This is a genomic window from Priestia sp. P1_B12_1 (assembly GCF_056406695.1).
In genome coordinates this window covers 1-22646 of record NZ_JBFTZR010000028.1, presented here as the reverse complement: position 1 = coordinate 22646, position 22646 = coordinate 1, and the positions used below count along the sequence as shown (strand labels likewise).

Below are 22646 nucleotides of genomic sequence, written 5' to 3'. Positions count from 1 at the left end.
TTGACCAGTATAATCAGCGCTTTGCGACAAGATGTCATATTGGTTTTGATCAAGCTCGCGCAGAGCTACAAATGATGTTTAAAACAAACTAGTGAATAACATCTATAAGAAAAGGAAATTCGTATTTACACAAAATTATTGACGGTCCCTATTATATACAAACCCAGTTAACATAATCACTCTTTATCGGCACTAAAAGAGACCTTAAATTTCAAGGCCTCTTATTACTTTTAGCAATATGTTTACCTGCTAATGATTTAGAAAAACCCGTACTTTTATCTGTATATCCCATACTAAGATAAAATTTATGGGCAGCCATTCTCTCTTCCCTATTTCCATTGTTTAACATAATATGGGTTACTTCTTGTGTTATCGCCCATTTTTCTGCCTCACACATTAATTTTTCACCAATTCCTTTACGTCTATGATTAATCTCTACAATAAAAGCGACAATCCTGACATAACAACTGTCATATTCATAAAACAAGTTATGACATAGACCAGCCATTCCGACTACCTTGTTATTTAGTATAACTACTAATGTATGGTAACTAGGTTGAGAATGAATATTCTTCATTCTACTCTCTAGTTTTTCTAAAGAAGTTGCATACCCAAGTTGACTCATTAAATGTACTAATTGGGGCGTATCTTCTATTTGAAATTTCCTTACTTTCATAATTTTCTCCTTTATTTCTTTATTCTTTGCTCCTAGTAAATTCTATAGCCTTAACTAAAATCCTTTGAGATGGCTTCATAGGACATACAAGACTAGTGATCTTTGTTGCAATGATTTTTGCGTTTTTTCGACATAAAACCTCCTCGAAACTAAAATTAAAAAGAACGAATGTATTCTTTCTTTAAAATAAAAGAGTAAGAGGTGTAGATATTGAAGGTTGCATTTTTTGACAGGGACGGAACTATAATTGAAGATTATCCAGATAAGGAATGGACTGGAATAGAGCATCCTATATTTATAGAAGGTTCAATTAACACGTTAAAAGAAGTTATAAGAAAAGGCTATAAAATTATCATCATTACAAATCAATACATTATTAACGAAGGATACATTACAATTGACCAGTATCACGATATAAATAATCAGATGATAAATGAGTTAGAAAGACAAGGAATTGAATTACTCGATGTTTTTTATTGTCCACATGGTAAACATGAAGGATGCACTTGTATAAAACCTGAAATCGGAATGATTATGAAAGCAACTTATAAATATCCTGAAATTAAATTGGGAGAGTGTTTTATGGTTGGTGACTCAACAGTTGATATGGAGCTAGTAGTAAACCTTGGAATTAAAGGCTTCGGAATAGGGATAGGTTCAAATTATAAACAGGGAAATATACATCAATTGAATACTATAAAAAATTTGCCATCCTATATTTGAAAAGTCCGTAAAAGTATACCTTTTTAGATCATCTATATTGAACAAACCTGAATATTAGTAAAATAAAAAGCTAAAGCTACCTCAGCAGTAGAAACGAGGTAGCTTTAACAGGGATTTTCTTAAAAACATGTCGATAGACAAATTATAGCATATTTTTGCTATAAAGGCTACATTTTACCGAACGAACATATGTATAAAAGCTGCATAACAAGGTAATGTGCAACCTTATGAGAACCCTTGGAAGAAAGGGATTTTTAGCTTTGTCATTTTCAATACGATTCACTTTATGACTTGAAATATAATGGCTACAAAAAGTGAGATGAATATTTTTCAAGTAATAACTCTTTAATTTCAGCTGGAGATTTATTTGATATGTCTTCGAGAAAGGCATCAGATAGAATCTTCCTTCTTGAACTACTAGAGAATCCAAGGTCCAAAAGTTTTTGAATATCACTTTGATGTAGATAAAAATTCAATTTAATACATGAGTAGTTCTCGTCTTCTATTAAAGTAGCAATTCTGTTTGAAAAGGTAATAATTAAGTCATATTCTAAATTTTTAAGTTGGTGAAGCTCATTAATATTAATATTTCCAACAACTCTTAAATCGATATAGTGCCTTAAATTTTCAACGAAAAAGCTTGTTTTCTCAACAGCTGAATTAGTAACAATAACAATTTTTTTACTATTTCTTCCGATTACTTTGTTTTCCATGATAAATTTCCTAAATATTAAGGTCATAGTGGAAATCTGTATGTCTGAAAATCTAATATCTATTTTATCTTCAAGAACAGGTATAGCTCTACTAACAATTCCAAATAATTTAGGTAACTCTATATGAGTATGATCTAGCTTATCATCATAAAAAGTGTAATCATATTTATTTCGAATGATACTTTTATATAAGTACTTATAAATCTCATTAAAGACCAGGTCATAATTATGAAAAGTTGTAATTATGTTTTTTTGAATTTCATTTATAAAAGTGATAGCTACCTCTTGCAGTTGGTTATCTAGAGGCGGTGATTCATAAAATGTATAATCCAGCGATGAGATTAAATAATCTAGGAATAAATTTTCATCTTGGTTTTGTTCATTTAATAATTGGTACTTGCGTATCTTTAACTTGATTTTTGTAATACTTTCTATGCCGTTCCCTTCCTGAATCCTGTATAAAGTTAGAATTAGATAGATAAAACAAAACTTTTTAGATAGATAAGACATCCTCATTTTATTTACTTCAATAAGTTTATCCAATAACTCTTTTGCCTGGCATATTTGAGCCTCGGCCTTTTCAGAAAAGATCTTTATAATCATTTTTTGTAAAGGATTATTAGCTCTTCGATTGATAATATTACCGAAGGAATCTATTTCTAGAAGAGAAGCTAAAATAGATGTAGTCAAAATACGATAAGATCTTTCATGTCCTACAATTTCTATTCCTTTTTTGGGGATGATTTCCATACTTAAATTCTTTTCTTTTAAATATTCATTTAAGGCTTTTGTATCTTTTTTCTTTGTAGTTAAACTAATACCAATTTCCTCGTACAGTTTAGTCGTATTTAGATATTTATTTAAAAAAGACAAAACAATAATTGCAAAATTACGTTCATTTTGAGAAGAAATATAATCATCTAGTGAAAGAGTGCTGACAAAACTAATATAATCATTGTACTTTAGATTACTTATAACTGTGTTTCCAACTATTTTTATTTGCTTTTCAGGTGGTAGATACAAGTTAATGTTTGTTATATGTCTCTTTAAACTATTAGCACTTCTGCTAAAACGCTTATACGAATCTGTAAGGTCTAATTTACTTTTTTCTTGTAGGAAACTTATTATTTTTAAATCCAGTTTATTAATACTCATATAATCAACCCTTTATATTATGGAGAGGAAACACTCCTTCATTATATCCTGAATTTTTAAATTTAAAAGTTGTTAAAATTTATCTATTCAAGAGCAAATATATTTTTTAAAACATTATACTTACTTTCTTCTTCAGGGTAACTTTTTGAATCATTTTTAGTTTACAAAGTTGCCTTGAAGAAAGCGCTTAACAGAAATAAAATCAAAATTAAGAAATAAGCAATGATACATGTATCGTCAAAAAATTAGAAAGAGAATATTAAAACTTTTACGTAAAAACCCAATTAACAACTAAAGAAGCTAAAAGAGGAGGGTTTACATTGTTAACAAGAATGAAAGATGGAGTACAAACTTTTGGGAGGTCATTATTACTTCCCATTGCGCTTTTAGCTCCTATAGGATTAATTCTAGGTTTATCAGGGGCTCTAGCACAAGATTATATGATTGATAAAATACCTTTTTTAGGTAATGAAATACTTCAAACTATTATCAAAAATTTACGTACTATAACTGAGGTTATTTTCAATAATATTCCATTGCTTTTTGCAATGGGGGTAGCATATGGAATGTCCAAAAATGAAAAAGGAATTGCGGTTTTCTCCTCTGTTATAGGATATTTAACTCTGTTAATAGTCATGAATGTTTGGCTTACTGTTACGAACAACTTAGCTACTGAGAACATAACTGCAAAAGGGCAAGGACTTATCCTTGGAATTCAAAGCCTTGATACGCAAGCTGTTGGAGGTATTATTGCAGGACTTGTCGCTGCAAAGATAGCAGATCGATTTTATAAGTTGGAACTACCATTAGCATTCGCTTTCTTTAGTGGGAAAAAATCAGTACCGATTATTACATTTTTAGCAGTAATTCCTATTGGTTTATTTATCCCTTTTATTTGGGAAGCTTTAACTAAATTCTTAATTAGTATTTCGGTTGTATTTATGAATCCGTACTATGGTGTGGGATTATACTGGTTCGTTGAAAAACTCTGTATACCCTTTGGATTACATCATGTATTAAATGAATTACTCAGGCTCACAGCTGCTGGTGGAACCTATACAATAGATGGTCAAGAATATACAGGAATACTTAATGCTGTAAATAAGATATTGTTCCAACTGGGCCCTAATCATGAAAGTTGGAGTTTAATGCCTACCCTTACAAGTTATTTAGGTACTGGTCAAATGCTAGGTACATTATTCAGAATCCCTGCTATTGGTTTAGCTATGTATCACACAGCTTATAAGTCCAATAAACAAATCGCTAAAGGGACTATTTTAACCTTAGTCCTGACGGCTTTCTTAGGAAATGTAACTGAACCAATGGAGTTCTCATTCTTATTTATTGCTCCTCAATTATACTTTGTATATGCGTTACTTTCTGGTCTTACAGCATTGCCACTTAATTTGTTAGATATTACTACAAGTTATATTAGAGGAACTATATTTGATTTTGGGATCTTTGGCTTGCTCTATGACAAGACTAATTGGATTCATTTAATCATATTGGGATTATTCAACTTTATTGTGTTCTATTTCGTTTTTAAATTTATCATTATTAAATTTAATTTACGAACTCCTGGAAGAGAAGAAGAAGTGAAAAATTCTACATTATTAAAAGAGAAGAAATATAAAGAAATTGCGGTAATCCTTGTGGATGCTTTAGGAGGGCCAGCAAATTTAAAGAACGTTGATAATTGTATTACAAGACTACGAATTGATTTAAATAACCAAGATGTAGTAGATATGGAGAAAATAAAGAATTCAGGGGCATCAGGAGTATTTTTCCCTCAAAAAAATCATATTCATATCGTATTTGGTCCACACGTAGAATTTGTAAAAAATGCTATAGGGGAAGTAGCAAGCTAGTTATATATGTTAATACTTGAAAGCTTATATAGATAATTAAATAATAAGGAACCACTTTCTAGGAGTGAAATAATGAGAGCACTATATGATTCAAAAAGTAAAACGATGAACGACAGAGGGATAAAATATCTGTTGACAAATGAAGCAAAATATCAAGCTTGGCTTGATGTAGAGGCAGCTCTTGCAAAGGCTCAGGCTGAGTTTAGTATTATCCCAAGTGAAGCAGCAAAAAATATAGAGTTAGCATGTAAATTAGAAAATCTAGATTTAAAACAGATGGATATAATTCAGCAAAAAATTGGCCACGGATTTGTTCCTTTCTTAAAAGTTTTAGTTAAAGTATGTGATCAAGATAGTGGAAAATATGTTCATTATGGAGTAACTACTCAAAATATTCAACAATCAGGTCAACTGCTTATAATGAAAAGAATACACGATAGGTTTTTAAAAGTGGTTGGTGACATTTTAAGAAACTTAGCTATATTAGCTGAGGATAACAAGGACACCATTTTACCGGGGAGAACCCATGGAAAACATGCTATCCCTATAACATATGGCTATAAGGTATCTGTCTGGATAAGTGAGTTGATGGCCTCTGTAGAAAGAATGGAGGAAGTACAAAAAAGGGTCTTTAATATAATGATGGGTGGGGCTGTAGGAGCTTTTAATTCATCAGGAGAGGTAGGACGAAAGGTACAAGATAGGGTAGCTACATTATTAGGTATGCATTCTATGGATATTCCATCTAGAAATATGAGTACTCATAAAGTGGAATATATAATGAACCTCTCTTTACTAGCAAGTACCTGCCACAAAATAGCTGAAGAAGTTTATTATACTTCGATCGAAGAGTTTGGTGAAGTGTCAGAAGGTTTCCAAGAGGGCACTATTGGAAGTAGTACAATGCCTCATAAGATTAATCCAAAGCTATCTAAAGGAATCATTGCAAACTCTCAAAAGTTATATTCCTTAGTTTCAATGGGGCTTTATTCATGCCCAAGACCATTTGAAGGTGATAGTACTTCATATATGTTATTTGATGGAACATTAGAAGAAGCTCTCTCATTAACAACGGAGATCCTTTTAAGAGGCGAAGAATTGACTAGAACTTTAACAGTAAATAAGGAAAGAATGTCAAAGAATGCTTTACTAAATAAGGGTCTTGATAATAGCGAATTTGTGATGATGGAAATAGCTAAGAAATTAGGCAAAGATGAAGCACACTCTTTAGTATATGAATTAGTCATGCAATCATATTTAGAGAAAAAGAATTACCTTGATATATTAAGCGAAAATCCAATAATAGCAGAGAACTTTACAGATAAACAACTTAAAGAAATGCTTGATCCTAAAAATTATATTGGTCTTTCAAAACAAATTGCTGAAGAATTTTCTTTTAAGGCGAAAAATATGAGTAAAGTTATAGAAAAAAAGATATTAAATTAGTTGAATACTAATAATAAATATTCGTTGGAGGTTACATCTGTGTTTAAGAATTTATTTAAAAAGGATACAAAGAAAGAAGAAATTTTCGCACATGCTACGGGAGAACTGGTTAAATTAGAAAATGTTCCAGATCCTGTTTTTGGTCAAAAAGTCATGGGGGAAGGTATAGCAATTAAACCTTCAAATGGACAAGTTGTCGCACCCATAGACGGAGAAATTACTTTAATAGCTGATACGAAACATGCTTTTGGAATTAAGACAGAGCTTGGTGAAGAAATTCTTGTGCATATTGGATTAGAAACTGTCGGGCTTAAGGGTGAGGGGTTCAATGTACGAGGGAAAATTGGAGACAGAGTAACAAAGGGACAAACAATTGTTGAAGCAGATCTTGCATTTATTGAAAAAAAAGGATGTAATACAATCATTCCGATGGTTGTAACCAATAATATGGACGAAAAATTCAAATTTGAGTGGGAGAACTCAGATCAAGTAAAAGCCGGGGAGTCAAAAGTATTTACCACAAAACTAAAATAGAAGCTAATAGTGATTAGAATTTTATATTTAAAATCATGCAGCACAGCTGCATTTAGTTCATCATATTAGTTTAAGAAAACAATGGAAAAATGAGAGCTGGGATGAGTTTGAAACTAGTTGCAATTGATTTAGACGGCACATTGCTATCTCCTGAAAAACAAATCTCAAAAGAGAATATACAATCCATTTGGAAAGCACAAAATCAAGGTCATATTGTAATGATATGTTCTGGACGTGCACCTGAAGATATCAAACAAATACTGCAGAAATACGGGCTTACCTGCCCCATTGCAGGAAGTAACGGATCTGTGGTAGAAGTGGACAGTAAAATAATAAAAAATGTTTCAATGGATCCAGAAGATGTATTTTATACAGCACAACAATTAGATGATGCGGAGATACCGTATTATCTCTATACAAATCAAGGAATATTTGCACCAGATAATTGGCCAAATCGAGTAGTAAAATCAACTCCAAATATTGAAGATTTGCCAGATGATTTTAAACGTATAGCTGAAAAACCACGACAGTCTAAACTTATAAAGTATTTTACACATTATAATGATGTATTAATTAAAGATAATTTAAAGGTTAATAAAATTTTTATACTTGCTTTTAATGCTCAAAGAAAAAAAGAGATAGCTTCATCGTTAAGCCAAGTTTCAAATATTATTATAACTTCTTCTGGCCCATACAACATAGAAATTATGCATAAGACTGGTCATAAAGGAAATGGACTAAAAAGTATAGCTGATTATTATAATATACCTTTAGCAAATACAGTGGCTATCGGAGATAATTTTAATGACATTCCTATGCTTAAAGTGGCCGGACTTTCTATTGCAATGGAGAATGCAGATTATCAGGTAAAAAATATATGTGATTGCATAACCTTATCAAATTCAAAACATGGCGTATCTTATGCACTAGATATATATATATTATGAATTTTGTTTTGTATAGTGAAAATTCATCGCTAGTAATTTAAAGAGGTGCTGATACAAGTCTCATATTTTATCAAATTAGAAATGGAATATAAGGTTAATACCGAACTTTTTAGTTTATTGTATTATAAAAATTCGGTATTAACTTTTTCTTTTTGCTGAATATGTCGAAATGTAATGAATGTTGTATGGAAGGTGATTCTTTGAGTAAGAGTAATGAAATGATACGGTTAGCAAGGTTATTAGATCCTCATTTTAATAAAGAAAACCAAGAAGATAAACGCTCGATTTTAGATGTACATGCGCAATTAGAAGATGGAAGCCGTGTTAACATTGAAATTCAGCTTAATAATAAACATGACATGGAAAAACGAACACTCTATTACTGGTCCAAAATGTATAGCAGCCAAATGAAAGAAGGCATGGACTATGGAGAGCTTTGTAAAACGATTACCATCAACATTGTCAACTTCCGTTATTTATCGCATATCACTCATTATCATTCTACCTTTCAGTTATATGAGCGAGAACAGAAAGTACTCTTAACCGATATGCTGGAAATTCATTTTATGGAGCTACCTAAGCTATTAATTAAGTGGCGTCACAGAGAGGTAGACCCACGAGAAGATCAACTTGTGCGATGGTTATTATTACTTGAAGCATCGGAAGATGAAGAAATCACTCAGGTATTGGAGGAGATTGCGATGCAAGAAGATCAGGTATTGAAAAAAGCAATAGATGAATGGGAACGTGTCAGCCAAGACCCAGAAGTGTTATTAGCGTATGAGGCCCGAAAAAAGGCATTATTAGATGAAAAATCGGCTTTAAAAAGAGCTGAAAGCCTCGGGAAAATAGAAGGAGAAAAGATCGGAGAAATGAAAGGTGAGAAGAAAGGCGAAGAAAAAGCACTCAGAAAAGTTGCACTAGGTATGATTGAAAAAGGAATTGATGATGTAACAATTGCTGAGCTAACAGGGCTTAAGGAAGAAGAAATACAAAAACTTCGTCGTCAATAAATTAAATCATAAAAATAAGCAGTGTCTTTAAGACACTGCTTATTTTTATGTGTGAAGTAAAGGGGATATTTGGTTAATAATATACTTTTACAGTTGTGATGGTAACTAATCCAAAATACACAATTGTGATTTATCGTTGAGAACACTTTTATATTTTTGGAGTTTCTTATTAACATAAAAATTTCTTTTAATGAAGCAGGGGTATGGAAGTACAGAAGCTGCTTGGGCAGTAGGTGGATGGAAAGCCTTCCTAGCACAAGATCAATACGATAAGGTCCACCTTTGACTTGTGATAGGACCGGATATCCATGTAGAACCAAGGCCGTATATAAACGTCTTTCAATGGGCGACTCAACTTTTATGTATGAAGTAGATGGGACATCCTCTACTCTCTTGTCCATTTCATGAAAAATAAGGCGATTAGTTCACTCCTTAACATATAGAAAACGAACACATCTTCCATCACCTTCCATGCCTCATCTACTGCAGTAGATGAGGGAAACTTGCCAAAGTAATTACATTAGCCTTCTCCCCTTTTAAGTGTACATCCACTCATTATGTAGAGTTTTAATACTTTTTAGAATAGTATTTATACAACTTCTTCTATTTTATTCATTAGATTATTCACTAAAATAATAGATAAATATAACTAATTCATATATATATTTCTTCAATATAGGATCTTAAGATCTATTTCACATCCATTTTTTCCAATTGACAGCAAAATTAATAACAAGTATTATATTTGAGAATGATAATCATTAACAAAGAGAGGAGTGACCAAGATTTTCAACCCAATTTATATGTAAAAAATTCTTGATTATCATAACTATTCGAACAAGTTTAAACTATACTTTATTACTAGAAAGGGATTACATATGCATAAAAAACGAAAAATCTCATTTATACTAATGTTACTATTGTCATTTGTGGCAATCCTATCAATAGTTGGTTGTTCAAGCCAGTCATCTGAATCTGATGAAACAAAATCTACTTCTACAAAAACGGATTCGGAATATCCAATTAAAATTAAACACGCTTTAGGGGAAACAGTTATTGAAAGTAAACCGAAACGAGTAGTTACGATTCAATGGGGGAACCAGGACGTTGCTTTAGCTCTGGGTGTTGTCCCTAAAGGCTTCTCTGCAGCTAATTTTGGTGTCCAAGATGATAGTGGTCTTTTACCTTGGACGGCAGAAAAATTAGATGAACTTGGTGAAAAAAAACCTAATGTATTCCAAGATACAGATGGTCTTGATTTTGAAGCTATTTCAGATGCAAAACCAGACGTTATTCTTGCTTCTTACTCTGGTATCACACAAGAGGATTATGATACTCTTTCTAAAATTGCTCCTGTTGTTGCATATCCAAAAGCCCCTTGGGCAACGACTTGGCGTGAGCAAGTTGAATTAAATGCAACTGGTATGGGTATGAAAAAAGAAGGCAAACAACTAATTAAAGATACTGAAAATTTGGTTCAAGAAAAAGTAAGTAAATACCCTCAAATCAAGGGTAAAAAAGTTGTTTGGGTTAACTTCTCTGCAAAAGATTTATCTAAACTGCACATTTATACACCAGTCGATTCACGTGTCGCATTCTTACATGAATTAGGAATGGATTACCCAAAAAGTGTTACAGAACAAATTAAAGATCCTAACAGTTATTCCCTTGAGTTAAGTGCTGAAAATGTTGAGGCTCTTTATGACGCCGACGTCATTGTTGGATATGGCGATGATAAATTATATAAAGCGATTAAAGCAGATCCATTACTTGGTAAGATACCTGCTGTTAAAAGAGGTTCAGTAGCATTTATCGAAAGTGACACACCTTTAGTTGCTGCGGGAACGCCAACTCCACTTTCAATTAAGTACACTATTGATGATTACTTAAAGTTAATAGGTGAAGCTATTGATAAAGAAGATAAGTAGTTCCTCTGTTTCAAAACATAAGTCGCTAGACTTGCATGTTCCTAGAAGCTTTAGGCTTATAATTATCATTTCTATTATTTTATTAACTATATGCATTATAGCTTCACTTTCTTTAGGGGCTCGTGTAGTAAGCTTTCAGGAATTAATGGATGGTTTATTTAATCATAATAACGATTCTTATGGTGCAAATGTTGTACGCAAACGACTTTCACGAACAATTTTTAGCTTATTATGTGGAGCAGCATTAGGAATAGCTGGGGCACTGATGCAAGCTGTTACTCGAAATCCACTTGCCGATCCTAGCATACTAGGGGTAAATACCGGAGCAGCATTATTTGTTGTTGGTGGAATTGCCTTCTTAAATATTAGTACTGCCAATCAATATATCTGGCTTGCTTTAATTGGAGCAGCATTAACTGCAACATTTGTATTTGGAATCGGTTCAATGGGACGAGGTGGAGCTACGCCAATTAAATTAGTTTTAGCTGGAGCTGCTACAAGTGCAGCTCTTTCGTCTCTTGTCACCACTATTATGATTCCTAATTCTTATGCTATGGATCAATTCAGATTTTGGCAATTGGGTAGTGTTGGTTCTGCAACTTGGAATTCAATTACAACATTCCTTCCCTTTCTGATTATCGGGGTTCTGATTGCACTTATTACGGCTCCAGCGCTTAACGCTCTGGCATTAGGAGATGAGACAGCAACAGGACTTGGTGTTCGACCAGGATTTTTACGTCTTGGATCCGCCATTGGAGGTGTTATTTTGTGTGGAGCAGCTACTGCATTAGCAGGGCCTATCGGATTTATTGGTCTTTTGTCCACACATGTTACGCGTCTTATTCTTGGTCCTGATTTACGATTTTTGATTCCTATATCAGGGATTACAGGAGCAATCATTTTAACATTATCTGATGTAATTGGGCGACTCATTGCTAGTCCTGGAGAACTGGAAGTTGGTGTAGTTACTGCATTTATAGGCGCACCTATACTTATCATATTAGCTAAGAAATCGAAAGTGCGGTCATTATGAAAAATCAATCTGTTGAAATTAAATCTATTATGGAAGGGATGCAGCAAAGACGTCGTCGATGGATAATTGTTACTAGCTTACTTACGATATTAACTTTTATTCTTTGCTGTACCATGCTTCTACTTGGAAACACAATTTACCCCATTCAAGAGGTAATTCGATCACTTACAGGGGAACAAATTGCAGGTGTTTCTTTTGCAGTGAATACAATACGCCTTCCAAGAATGTTGGCCGGTCTTTTTGCAGGATTCGCGTTTGGTATTGCAGGTTACATTTTTCAAACAATGTTACGAAATCCACTTGCGAATCCAAACGTATTAGGTATTACATCTGGTTCAAGTGCTGCAGCTGTTTTATGTATTACTGTGTTTCATACAAGCAACACAGTGATTTCTATTGCTTCAATTGTTGGGGGTCTTATTACAGTATTCATTATGTATTTGCTATCTCGAGGAAATTCTTTTTCAATTGGTCGTTTAATCCTTATTGGGATAGGGATACAGGCTATGCTTGATGCAATAATATCTTACCTTCTATTAACTAGTGCGCAACAAGATATTTCGGCAGCACTTAGATGGCTTAATGGTAGTCTCAATGGTTCTCAACTAGAAGAATTGCCTCCATTGATGATAACAGTTATAATCTTCACTCCAATTGTTATCCTATTGGGCAAGCAATTAAATATGTTAGAACTTGGTGAGCAAATGGCTTCTTCTCTCGGTGTTGCTACAGATAAGACAAGAATTTTGCTTATCTTAAGTTCCGTCTTGATGATTGCTATCGCTACAGCTACCACCGGGCCAATTGCCTTTGTCTCCTTCCTTGCAGGACCGATTGCTAATAGATTAGTTGGTATTAGCTTCTCTAATATTATACCAGCAGGTCTTGTAGGAGCTAACTTAGTTTTAGTAGCAGATTTAATTGGACAATTTGCCTTTGAATATAGGTTTCCTGTAGGGGTCATAACAGGATTGCTTGGAGCTCCATATCTAATCTTGTTATTAATCCGAATGAACCGAAAGGGAGAATTATAATGGAAACAATACATAGTTTTCGAGCCAAAAAGGTAATGTCGGGCTATGACAATAAAACGATTATAAAAGGCATTGAACTTGAAATACCAAGCAATAAAATAAGCGTTATTATCGGAGCAAATGGCTGTGGGAAATCTACGCTCCTAAAAACACTAGCCAAACTTATTAAACCTTCAGCTGGAGAAATCACACTTGATGGAAAAGCAATTAGTAAGATTCCACCGAAGCAATTAGCTCGTGTTCTAGGTATCTTACCTCAATCTCCCGTTGTACCAGAAGGCATAACGGTAGCAGATTTAATTGGTCGAGGTCGATTTCCTCACCAATCTTTGCTAAGTGGATGGTCAAAAAAGGATTATGAAGCTGTTGCTGAAGCTATGGAAATTATGAATATCACTGAATTTGCAAATCATGATATTGATGAGCTATCAGGTGGTCAAAGGCAACGCGTTTGGATTGCAATGGCTTTAGCTCAGCAAACCGATATTTTATTTCTTGATGAGCCGACGACTTTTTTAGATATTACTTATCAAGTAGAAATTTTAGATTTGCTAACGGATCTTAATCGAAGATACGGAACGACAATTGTTATGGTTCTTCATGATATTAACCTATCAGCGCGGTATGCAGATTATATATTTGCACTTCAAGAAGGAAAACTTGTAGCAGAAGGTGAGCCATCAGATATTATTACAGATACATTAGTAAAAGATATTTTTGGGCTTAATTGTACTGTAATTCAAGATCCTATTTCAGCTACCCCTTTAGTTGTACCAAAAGGTAGATATCACGTTAAAGCATAAGTTGTAAATACAATAAATAATCTTAAAAACATCATGATTTCATCATTAAAAACCTTCAAAATTGAAGGTTTTTTCTATAGGTGTAAAACACGTTTAAGGATTACTTATTACGAATTGTTCTATAGTAATAGAGTACGAAGTTTTCGAGGAATAAAAACGCGTATTTCGTCCTCATTATATCCAACCTGTAATATTTTCTCATCTTGTATAAGGGGGCGTTTAAGGATAGTTGGGTGGATTTTCACCAATTTATATAGCTCTGGTAAGGAAAGTTCATCTATCTCTATATTTAGCCTTTGAAGTATCTTTGATCTGGTAGAAATAATTTCATCTGTCCCCTCTTCTGTCATGCTAAGAATATTTTTAATTTCGTCTTCTGTAATAGGTTCATACGATAGATTTCTCTCAATATAATCAATTTGATGTTTTTCAAGCCAAGTCTTTGCTTTTCGGCAAGAAACGCAGCTGGTTGTTGTATATAGATGAATCATTTTCACACCTCATCTGTATGTATTTTTTTCTATCTTTATTAATCAATGTAAATAAAAGTATATAGATTTCTAATAAGTAAAAGCCACTTGTATACTACAAGTGGCTCTTTTCTACGTTGAATACATTAGATGATTCACATATTATTCCCATCACTATTATAGCATAACTTATCTATCTGTTTACTATATTCTCGTCTTACTAGGGCTGAAAACAAGAAAAAGGATGACATTCTTGTTTGTCACCCTTTTTCTTAAACATGGCAAGTATTTAATCTTTATCACAAGGAAGTGAAGCAGATATCCCACTTTTTACAGTGCAATTTGCTTCTAAGATTTAGTATGTCAATCAGACGAGGAACTACCCATCCACTATTTACCATGTATACACCTCTCCTATAATAGGAAACTTAAAAGAAACAAGGAGGTGACACAACATGGCAAACAACAAAAGCAGCAACAACAACGAATTATTAGTATATGGTGCTGAACAAGCAATCGATCAAATGAAATATGAAATCGCGAGCGAATTTGGTGTAAACCTTGGTGCTGACACAACTGCACGTGCAAACGGATCAGTAGGTGGCGAAATCACAAAACGTCTTGTAAAAATGGCTGAGCAACAACTTGGCGGCGGACGTTTCTAATACAATTTTATAATTTATGGCTTAAGGGAGAATGGATATCCATTCTCCCTTTTTCTATGAGTAATTTTCTACATTATGTCATAAAAAAATAGATCTTTGAGACAAACACTAGCATATAAAAACCCATCACTTCTTACATAAGGTCCTACCCCTTGCCTACTGCAGTAAGGATTCTTTGTTATTTTTGGGTTGGACAGGCAAGCTTACTGCAATAGTTACATAGTATCTAAAGAATTACGCCTTCATTGCCTAATCAGTATCTAGTTCAGTAGCGTTACCCCGTTAATACAAGCTGTATACGCATCGTTAAGCCCTTTATGGAACCTGTAAGGGAGCTGAGCCGAAGAGGCGAAGGGGGCGACCGAATGCGGTGAACTGAAAAAACAGGTACGTCAAAAGCAAAAAAATTAAAAGAGTGAAAGAAGGTATCAACATGAGAAAAACAAAAAGGTTTCCTTTTCGAAAAATCTTTTCTCCATTCCCCAAACCACCTCTCGAGAGACTTCGTCCCTTCAAGGCTTATTCCTTTGTTCCGTTTAGTCTATTCGCCATGCTTGACCCCACTATTTTGACCATAGGGGGCATTGTTTTAGGAATCGCTATTATCGAACGAATATTAGAGCGATGGGGTGTCATTGATCTGGTTGATCAGTTCGCAAAGGTGATGCGTTTTATCCTACCTGTCACCTTTTATAGCGCCCTCATTTACTTTTTTGCGACCTTTATGTTTTAAGGAGGAATGTTCATGTTTGAAAAGCTAAAGTTACGTGGTCAGTTGATTAAAGCGTTTCGTACCGCAGAGATTTATCGAGTCATCAAGCGTGGGGATCGTACCTCCTATCAATTCCCGAAAATCCATCGGATTGATCATCAGAACACCTACACTCGGTATGCCTTTTCCTTACTGAATGGCATTGATCCCGAACTTTTAACGAAAAAAAGATGGGCTTTACGGCAAGTATTAGGCAGCAATATTGAAGTGAATGGTAGCTTAAAGAACTTTAGTATTACCGTTCATCACAAAAGCCTACCTAAGATGCTCAATTATAAGTATGAAGTCATTCATCCTCATATTGAGAAAATGAAGCTTCCTGTTTGTATTGGTCAAGATATCTATGGAAACCCTGTTTCATGGGATTTTGCTGACTTAGAAACCTTATTGATTTCTGGCGAAATTGGAGCCGGAAAAAGCAGTCTTATGCGTGTGATTCTCACCACATGGATAAAATATACGTCGCCTAATGATCTAAGATTAGTATTAGTCGACCTTAAACGAGCTGATTTGGGGCTGTTTCATGGGATTGAGCATGTGGATGCGCTTTGTTTTGAGGCAAAGGAAATGAGAAAACCTTTTGCATTATTACGAGCTGAAATGTATCGAAGAGGCGATTTATTGTTAGAGCACGGCGTAACACATATTAGTCGGCTTCCATTTAAGCTGCCTCGGATTGTTGTGGTAGTTGATGAAATGTCCATAGTGAAGAGAGAAACAGATCTCGTAGAGATGATTCAACAGTTTGCAAGCCAAGGCCGTGCGTTAGGTGTTCATACGATTATTGCGATGCAGCGTCCCGATGCCGATTTGTTGAATTCAGCACTAAAAGCAAACTTACGGGTTCGGATCTCTGGAAGGCAGGCCGATACGATAAATGCAAAAGTAGCTGGAGTCATCGGTGCCGAAGAAATTGACGCTGCAGCTAGAGGACGCATGAAGATTAAAATTGATGAGATTAAAGAGTTTCAAGCCTTTTTCTTAGATGAAGAAGCTTGTAAGGAAATACTTACTCCTTATAAAACGCTCGTGAAAGATCCTGAACTGGAACTAGAAGTGGCAGCCCAATCCATCTTTGGGTTATTAGAGAAGGAGGAACAGCGATGAGTTTCCGTTTATCTCAACGTGATAAAGACATTATAGCGTTTATTAACCAGTTTAGAGCCGTGGATCGAGACTCATTAGTTGACCTCTTCTTTAAACAGCTCAAATCGCCCGTAAATGCTTGCAATAGCGTCATGGTACGTTTGTATCGATTAGGACTCCTTGAACGGACACAGCAGTATTCTCCTACGGTCTATTTACCTGTAGATGCCAAAATTAAAAAGAACTCTCAAAAAATCCTCCATTTCCTTTCAATTCTAGATATCTATAAACAAATGTACACGTATAGTGCGCCAAAACAGGTCATTGTGGAGGATAAACCTACCGGACGAAAAGGAGGCATCGAACCAGACCTCTTTTGTATTTTTAAAGGATCTCCCTTTTGGATTGAAATTCAGCGCAATCAGTATTCAGAACAGAAAATGCAAGCAAAGATTAACCTTTATGAAGAGTTTTTCTTTTCAGATGAATGGAAAGCATTGCATTGGCAGCCAGAGGATCGGGCAGCCATATTCCCTTCCGTTATTTTGGTTACGCCTGTTCGTTATGCGGTATCTTCAGAACATATACGGATTATACAAGTAGCAAGTATTGATGAATTAATGGAGAAATATAAGAGTCCTACTAAAGAACAAAGAAAACCGATGGGAATAAGGAATTCTTCACCTGGAGGAATTAAAATAAATCTAACATAATTTTTATAGCTTTATGAGGTAATCTAAAAGTTTATCCTTTTCCATTTAACACATGAAGTAATAGGTTAATTTGGGTATATATGCTTTCCTTCATCCTATAATCGTTACTTCCAAAGTACTGTTGCATTAAGAGCACCAGTTCCCTGTTAAATAAGAGGGATTCAAATCTAGTTAGCATACCTATTCTCCCTTCTTCTATATAAATAACTATAGTTCTAATTATACACTTTTCATTTATTTTATGTAAATAAAATAGTTATTAAAGACTATTTATACTTTATGCATAAAAAAGAAGCTACCTACACGTTAAATGGAGGTAGCTTTAAAATAGGGATACAATATATAAAATACCGATGGGACGATAATAGCATATATTTATAACAGTAAAGAGGCAGACATGTTTCTTTTTATAACGATACTATTTCAGGTAGGTTACAGCATATGTATAAAAAACTACATATGCGATAAAAGGAACTCATAGGAAAACCATTTATTTGTTTAGGTTCTCTTTATCCCTAAACGTCTCAGTTAAAAATTACAGTTGAATTTATCTGTAAGGATTAAAACGAATGATAAGAAACTCGTTGAATCAATAGAATTATATTTTAAGATTATGTAGATAAGACAGATATGGAGGAAATTATAAATGCTGAAAGAAGAGAATGATATTGATTGGGAATGGATAGTACTGATGGAAGAAGCTTATCAACTAGGTCTTTCCGTTGTGGAAGTAAGAGCTTTTATACACTTAAATTCAAGAGAATCTGCTTCTAAATGATTTAGATGAATAAAAAAAGAAGAAAAACTAGTCCAAATTGGGAGGTGGATTGCTTTTCTTCTTAAAGGATTTTATGCCACATTAAAGATGTATAATATATATACCTTTAATACGTATTATTATATTATCAAAAAATTAGTAACTCTTAAAGTGTTAAATACTTCTTTTCATTTATTCTTAATATCAACTAAAATTAACTAATCTAAGTATAGGTAGCAAGCATTCCTGAACTCATGGAGAAATATAAGAATTCTTTAAACAATTAAAAGAGAAAATCCAAGAACACCCTTTTCCTCAAATGAATTTAGAATCAACTTAATATAGGTCTAGTAATTCTGATTGTTTATAATAAAGTTTGATTGAACAAGAAGTGGTTTAATAATAACACCGTTTGATTTAATTTGCCTAACGAATTCGGTGTTGTTATTGCTATACTAAAATTCGATAGGTTTTTATGGACTTAAACGTTCATCATGAAGAAGGAGAGAATTGAATGGTTACAACAAAGGCCCAAAAAAAGGTTGCAGCAAAAGATCTAGAAACTGATACAACAACTGTTGAACAGCTAGTGTATTATCGAATATTAGCTCCACTAAAAATTAGATCACTCTTATCTCATCTTAATTCAAGTGAAAAGAAAGCTATTTCCTTTGATTTTAAAAAAATGAAGAATGAGAATTTAGATCCTTTACATCACACATTTATAAAAGAGGTAGACAAACAGCACACACGCTCTACTGAAACATCCGAAAACAAAGAATCTACGCCTTACAAAGTAGATTTTGTTAACATACAACAGGAAGCTTTTAATTTATTTGAAGGGATGATCCACGTATATGGTATACCAGACGACGGTATTAGGTTACCCGTGGAGGAAGCTAAGTTAGATGAGTTAAAAATTAGAAAAAATGAAGTGGTTTACATGAACAATGAATCCACCCTTGTTAATTACCAAATCATTGAAACTGAGAAAGGATTCAAGGTCTTTATAGAAGATACTTTAACGTTGAATTTTGATAGGAGAAAGAAATCTGGTCTATTCCATCTAGAAAGAGTTAAAAGCCTCGGTTCCTATATGAAGTGTTTACGATTACTAAACTATTACATACAGCGCAATAAGTTTCCCTTTCAATCTTTACAGTTATCTGGCGGAACACTAAATGTAAAGGGAGACCTCCAACGACTTGAGGAAGAGATTGAATTTTACAATGAACTGATAGATATTTGCACTCAAATTGGAATAAGTGAAGATTATATATTCGATGATAAAGAAGATTTACCTCCCCTATTCAATGCTATAATCAATATCTTTAAAAATAAGCAATATAGCTTGCTGAATATTCGTCAAGAAAAATTAGAAAAAACGCAGATAATCAATATTGAACTTTCTAAATGTGTGAACCTAGCATTAGTGTATGCAGATGGATGTTTCCTTAACCTTTATAGTGAAGAAGCGTTAAAAATAATGAATCGATATTCGTTTATAAGAGGTGTAGCTAGTAACCACGGTCAGAATACTGTTAAACCTGTTATATTGCCTGATAACAGGGGGAATTATGACCAAAAAGTAAGCATTTTCTCTTCTCTAAAAATTGAAGAAATGGTGAAAGATACAAACTTTGATTTCGAAATAGTAAAATTGTCTTTTGCTGATGAACATCATGATATACAAGCTGACTTAACCATTACTAGTTCTTTAAGCTATATAGAATTTTATGATAAAACCCTTGATGCAAATTATTTAGAACTTTCTCTTAATCTAAATCAACGATATTTAGCGAAGTTTCCAGAAGATGATATTGCAAAGGTTAATATTTATCTTATTAAACTCAAGCAAGGTCATGAATTATCAAAAGAGGAACAAAACAATCTTTATGATATGCAAAAAAGAGCCGAGAGTAATAAAGAGCAAACCATATGTTTTGCATGTGAAGTTTTGTTGAAAAATAAGATAAAAGCGAAGAGAATACTTGGTACTCTTCCTAGTGAAGAAAAAGAGGAGATCATGGAATTTCCAATTTACCGTTTTTATCAAAACTTGGAGTAGTATGCTCATTTTCTTCTGTATATAGATTGCGAGTAAACTTTTATAAAGTTTTTGTCCTTAATACAATAAATAAGCCCTATTTGCCTATAGTAGGGCTTATAAATCAAAAAAATCTTGAATTTGCTTATTTTTATCTATTTTTCGTACAGTATCCATGATTTTTTTTAATGAGACAGGTGTGGGTATGTAGTCTTTTCTGTTACATAAACGCCAAATCGTACTTCTCGATACGTTTGCTCTCTCAGCAAAGTCTGTCTGAGCAATACCATTTCGGTCCAAAAATTTTCCGAATTTAGACCTTTTTGGGTTTTTCCACCATAATAACATATCTACATCACTCCTTTTCTATCATCTTGTCCACTTTGAGTCATCTTGAATCACGTTGATTCCAAAAAGATAAAAACATAGGCATAAAGGTCTGCTATACCTTCATATACTGAAAGAAAAAGAGAAAAAACTAATCTCTTTAGAATAATGTCGAGATTTTTGTCATACTCATATAGCATGAATACAGTTAAGACCGCCTTATAGACTGATACATAATGGGCGGTCTTTGTTATCGATATTCTTTGAAATTGGACTTCACACAAAAAAACCTTTTCCCTCTAGGTAAAGGTTTTTTTGTGTGAATATTAGATAACGAGATACCGCCATTTTAGCAAATTATCTTTCAAAAAAGGTTTTTAACCACTTATAAAAGCTCTTTTTTTGTTGTTGTGCTTTTTTTAACGCTCGAATTTCACGAGCCATTGAAATTAATTGACGTTCGCGTTCCTCAAATTTTGCATCGATATAGCTTTGTATCTCTTTCATTTGCAGCTCGCGTGGTTCTAGGTTAAGGGTTTGCTTTTCAGTTGAAATGTTAGGTGGAGTGGCTGATATTTGTATTAAGTTAAATTTTCTTGCAACGGTTATAACGGCTTTTTCTAAGGTCATTTCGGGATGAGCATAAATTCTTTTTAGTTCATGAAAGATGGTAACGTCGTCATTTGTATAAGCTAATCTACCGTGTTTTTTAGTAAAGTGCACACCAATTTTGGCAAAATGGAAGTTGTATTTTCGTATAGTTGATATGGGCAAACCAAGTATATCGGCTAATTCTTCGGTGGTATATGCTGCTTCTGCGGTTATGACTCTCAACATATGATCACCTCCTCTTATCAAGAGAACTATTCTAGGTATATACATAAAAACCTTCAAATAATAAGAGGACCCTATTTGGTATTTTGTCATTTTGCCGTTAATGTACCAAGGAACAGTTTTAGCTGCAGGTAAAATAGTGCGTTCACCTATTTATTTCATAAATTAAATAGGTGCCATACTTTCTCATTGCAATGCTTTCTCCTGCTTTAGCTTCTTTCTGTAATCCCTTTTCATCTTCGTTCACATTTTTCAATTCATGTTTTACCGTTAATAATCGACAGCCTAGTATTCTCATAGCCATGGGATAATCCAAGTCCACGTGCTCGATATTAGGGTTCTCTTTTTCACCTTGAGTCAAGATGTTCTCCCTCTACACCATTCTACTCTCACTCTATTTACTTTTTATATTCATAGACAACAGGAACTTGATCCATTTTGACCGTCTTGGCCACGATATAACGACGATAACCGTCTTTTAAGACATTCGACCCTTTTTCAATCGTCAACGGCTCATCTAAGCGACCTGTACGCTTCACAAAATCAATAACCTTTTGTGTTTTGTCAGGGTTTGGACGTGTCTTTAAGAATTCTTCAGGCACGATAATGTCATCAAAGCTCAAAAGATCCTGTGTTCCTTTTGGCTGATTTGGTAGTGCTTTGGGCTTTGGCTCAGTCTTTTTCTCTTTTACAGGTGTTTCTTTTATCTCTGTCTTTACGGTTTCTTCTTCTTTCTTCTCCTCTTTTGCTACAGGTTGAGAATCAGGTGCTTGTTCTTTCTGATTAGTAGATTCCGTATTCTTTTGTTCTTGAGAAGGCGCAGAAGCCTCTTGTTTAGGTTCTTTTTTCGTATCTGATTGATTCTTTTCTTTATCATTTTTGTTCGGGAGAACGGTAATTTGAAAACAAATCACGCCTACTTCACCAGGGCATTCATCAATCGGAATATCCAGCGTTGGTTCCCCTTGAATTAAGATCTTTTCATGCATGATGCTTTTCTTCGTGAGCCCTGTTTTATTAAAGGCTTTCTTCGCAACAAACACCGTATACGAAATAAAGGTACTCTTCTTTAATCCTTTAGGCGCAGATGGTGACCCTTTTT

General features: G+C 33.9%; 23 protein-coding genes. 16 read left to right on the top strand and 7 right to left on the bottom strand.

All coding sequences use genetic code 11. The features are described 5' to 3' along the window. Positions 1-211 precede the first annotated feature (211 nt). Positions 212-676 carry a GNAT family N-acetyltransferase gene (locus AC1D0Y_RS28255; RefSeq protein WP_477708304.1) on the bottom strand — a complete coding sequence of 155 codons (465 nt, stop codon included), beginning with the start codon at positions 674-676 and terminating at the stop codon, positions 212-214. 210 nt (positions 677-886) lie between these two features. Between AC1D0Y_RS28255 and AC1D0Y_RS28250 the strand changes: the two genes are divergently transcribed. Continuing rightward, positions 887-1399 (top strand): HAD-IIIA family hydrolase, encoded by a 513-nt coding sequence (locus AC1D0Y_RS28250; RefSeq protein ID WP_477708303.1) that lies wholly within the window; start codon positions 887-889, stop codon positions 1397-1399. Positions 1400-1704: 305 nt separating this feature from the next. Here the strand turns inward: AC1D0Y_RS28250 and AC1D0Y_RS28245 are convergent, their stop codons facing one another. Further along, positions 1705-3267 carry a helix-turn-helix domain-containing protein gene (locus tag AC1D0Y_RS28245; protein WP_477708302.1) on the bottom strand — a complete coding sequence of 521 codons (1563 nt, stop codon included), beginning with the start codon at positions 3265-3267 and terminating at the stop codon, positions 1705-1707. 320 nt (positions 3268-3587) lie between these two features. Here AC1D0Y_RS28245 and AC1D0Y_RS28240 point away from each other — a divergent pair, with 320 nt between their 5' ends. The 9 genes from AC1D0Y_RS28240 (at position 3588) to AC1D0Y_RS28200 (ending at position 13873) form a co-directional block, all read left to right on the top strand. Beyond that, positions 3588-5135 carry a PTS transporter subunit EIIC gene (locus tag AC1D0Y_RS28240; protein ID WP_477708301.1) on the top strand — a complete coding sequence of 516 codons (1548 nt, stop codon included), beginning with the start codon at positions 3588-3590 and terminating at the stop codon, positions 5133-5135. 72 nt (positions 5136-5207) lie between these two features. Next, positions 5208-6581, top strand: coding sequence for a class-II fumarase/aspartase family protein (locus AC1D0Y_RS28235; RefSeq protein WP_477708300.1), 1374 nt, complete (start codon positions 5208-5210; stop codon positions 6579-6581). Positions 6582-6620: 39 nt separating this feature from the next. Continuing rightward, positions 6621-7115, top strand: coding sequence for a PTS sugar transporter subunit IIA (locus AC1D0Y_RS28230; protein WP_477708299.1), 495 nt, complete (start codon positions 6621-6623; stop codon positions 7113-7115). 101 nt (positions 7116-7216) lie between these two features. After that, complete coding sequence (locus tag AC1D0Y_RS28225) at positions 7217-8062, top strand: Cof-type HAD-IIB family hydrolase (RefSeq protein WP_477708298.1); 846 nt, start codon at positions 7217-7219, stop codon at positions 8060-8062. Positions 8063-8262: 200 nt separating this feature from the next. Continuing rightward, positions 8263-9075, top strand: a complete 813-nt coding sequence (locus AC1D0Y_RS28220; RefSeq protein ID WP_477708297.1) for an Rpn family recombination-promoting nuclease/putative transposase — start codon at positions 8263-8265, stop codon at positions 9073-9075. Between the two features lie 878 nt (positions 9076-9953). Next, complete coding sequence (locus AC1D0Y_RS28215; RefSeq protein WP_477708296.1) at positions 9954-11003, top strand: iron-siderophore ABC transporter substrate-binding protein; 1050 nt, start codon at positions 9954-9956, stop codon at positions 11001-11003. Then, positions 10996-12036 carry a FecCD family ABC transporter permease gene (locus AC1D0Y_RS28210; protein ID WP_477708305.1) on the top strand — a complete coding sequence of 347 codons (1041 nt, stop codon included), beginning with the start codon at positions 10996-10998 and terminating at the stop codon, positions 12034-12036. Before AC1D0Y_RS28215 ends, AC1D0Y_RS28210 begins: the two co-directional genes overlap by 8 nt. Next, positions 12033-13070, top strand: a complete 1038-nt coding sequence (locus AC1D0Y_RS28205; RefSeq protein WP_477708295.1) for a FecCD family ABC transporter permease — start codon at positions 12033-12035, stop codon at positions 13068-13070. Before AC1D0Y_RS28210 ends, AC1D0Y_RS28205 begins: the two co-directional genes overlap by 4 nt. Next, the gene (locus tag AC1D0Y_RS28200; protein WP_477708294.1) at positions 13070-13873 is read left to right on the top strand and encodes an ABC transporter ATP-binding protein; all 804 of its coding nucleotides are present in this window, start codon (positions 13070-13072) and stop codon (positions 13871-13873) included. Before AC1D0Y_RS28205 ends, AC1D0Y_RS28200 begins: the two co-directional genes overlap by 1 nt. Positions 13874-13992: 119 nt before the next feature. Here the strand turns inward: AC1D0Y_RS28200 and spxA are convergent, their stop codons facing one another. Beyond that, positions 13993-14364 carry a transcriptional regulator SpxA gene (spxA, locus tag AC1D0Y_RS28195; protein WP_477708293.1) on the bottom strand — a complete coding sequence of 124 codons (372 nt, stop codon included), beginning with the start codon at positions 14362-14364 and terminating at the stop codon, positions 13993-13995. 434 nt (positions 14365-14798) lie between these two features. On the opposite strand from spxA, the gene AC1D0Y_RS28190 reads away from it, so the two are divergent. The 6 genes from AC1D0Y_RS28190 (at position 14799) to AC1D0Y_RS28165 (ending at position 20404) form a co-directional block, all read left to right on the top strand. Continuing rightward, entirely contained in the window at positions 14799-15008 is a 210-nt protein-coding gene (locus tag AC1D0Y_RS28190; RefSeq protein WP_477708292.1) for a small, acid-soluble spore protein, alpha/beta type, read from the top strand. A gap of 433 nt (positions 15009-15441) precedes the next feature. Then, positions 15442-15741: a hypothetical protein gene (locus tag AC1D0Y_RS28185; RefSeq protein WP_477708291.1), complete on the top strand. Its 300-nt coding sequence runs from the start codon at positions 15442-15444 to the stop codon at positions 15739-15741. A gap of 12 nt (positions 15742-15753) precedes the next feature. Then, entirely contained in the window at positions 15754-16887 is a 1134-nt protein-coding gene (locus AC1D0Y_RS28180) for an FtsK/SpoIIIE domain-containing protein (protein ID WP_477708290.1), read from the top strand. Beyond that, positions 16884-17579 (top strand): hypothetical protein, encoded by a 696-nt coding sequence (locus AC1D0Y_RS28175; protein ID WP_477708289.1) that lies wholly within the window; start codon positions 16884-16886, stop codon positions 17577-17579. Before AC1D0Y_RS28180 ends, AC1D0Y_RS28175 begins: the two co-directional genes overlap by 4 nt. A 646-nt stretch (positions 17580-18225) precedes the next feature. Then, entirely contained in the window at positions 18226-18357 is a 132-nt protein-coding gene (locus tag AC1D0Y_RS28170) for a hypothetical protein (protein ID WP_477708288.1), read from the top strand. Positions 18358-18850: 493 nt separating this feature from the next. Further along, positions 18851-20404 (top strand): DUF4365 domain-containing protein, encoded by a 1554-nt coding sequence (locus tag AC1D0Y_RS28165; protein WP_477708287.1) that lies wholly within the window; start codon positions 18851-18853, stop codon positions 20402-20404. A 96-nt stretch (positions 20405-20500) separates the two neighbouring features. On the opposite strand, the gene AC1D0Y_RS28160 is transcribed toward AC1D0Y_RS28165, so the two are convergent. The 4 genes from AC1D0Y_RS28160 to AC1D0Y_RS28145 all read right to left on the bottom strand — a co-directional run. Beyond that, a complete protein-coding gene (locus AC1D0Y_RS28160; protein WP_310330242.1) occupies positions 20501-20731 on the bottom strand; it encodes a helix-turn-helix domain-containing protein in 231 nt (76 codons plus the stop codon). 336 nt (positions 20732-21067) lie between these two features. Then, the gene (locus AC1D0Y_RS28155) at positions 21068-21547 is read right to left on the bottom strand and encodes a hypothetical protein (RefSeq protein WP_477708286.1); all 480 of its coding nucleotides are present in this window, start codon (positions 21545-21547) and stop codon (positions 21068-21070) included. Positions 21548-21689: 142 nt separating this feature from the next. Next, entirely contained in the window at positions 21690-21905 is a 216-nt protein-coding gene (locus tag AC1D0Y_RS28150) for a hypothetical protein (protein ID WP_477708285.1), read from the bottom strand. A gap of 37 nt (positions 21906-21942) precedes the next feature. After that, on the bottom strand, positions 21943-22646 hold a 704-nt coding region (locus AC1D0Y_RS28145; protein ID WP_477708284.1), incomplete at its 5' end, for a ParB N-terminal domain-containing protein.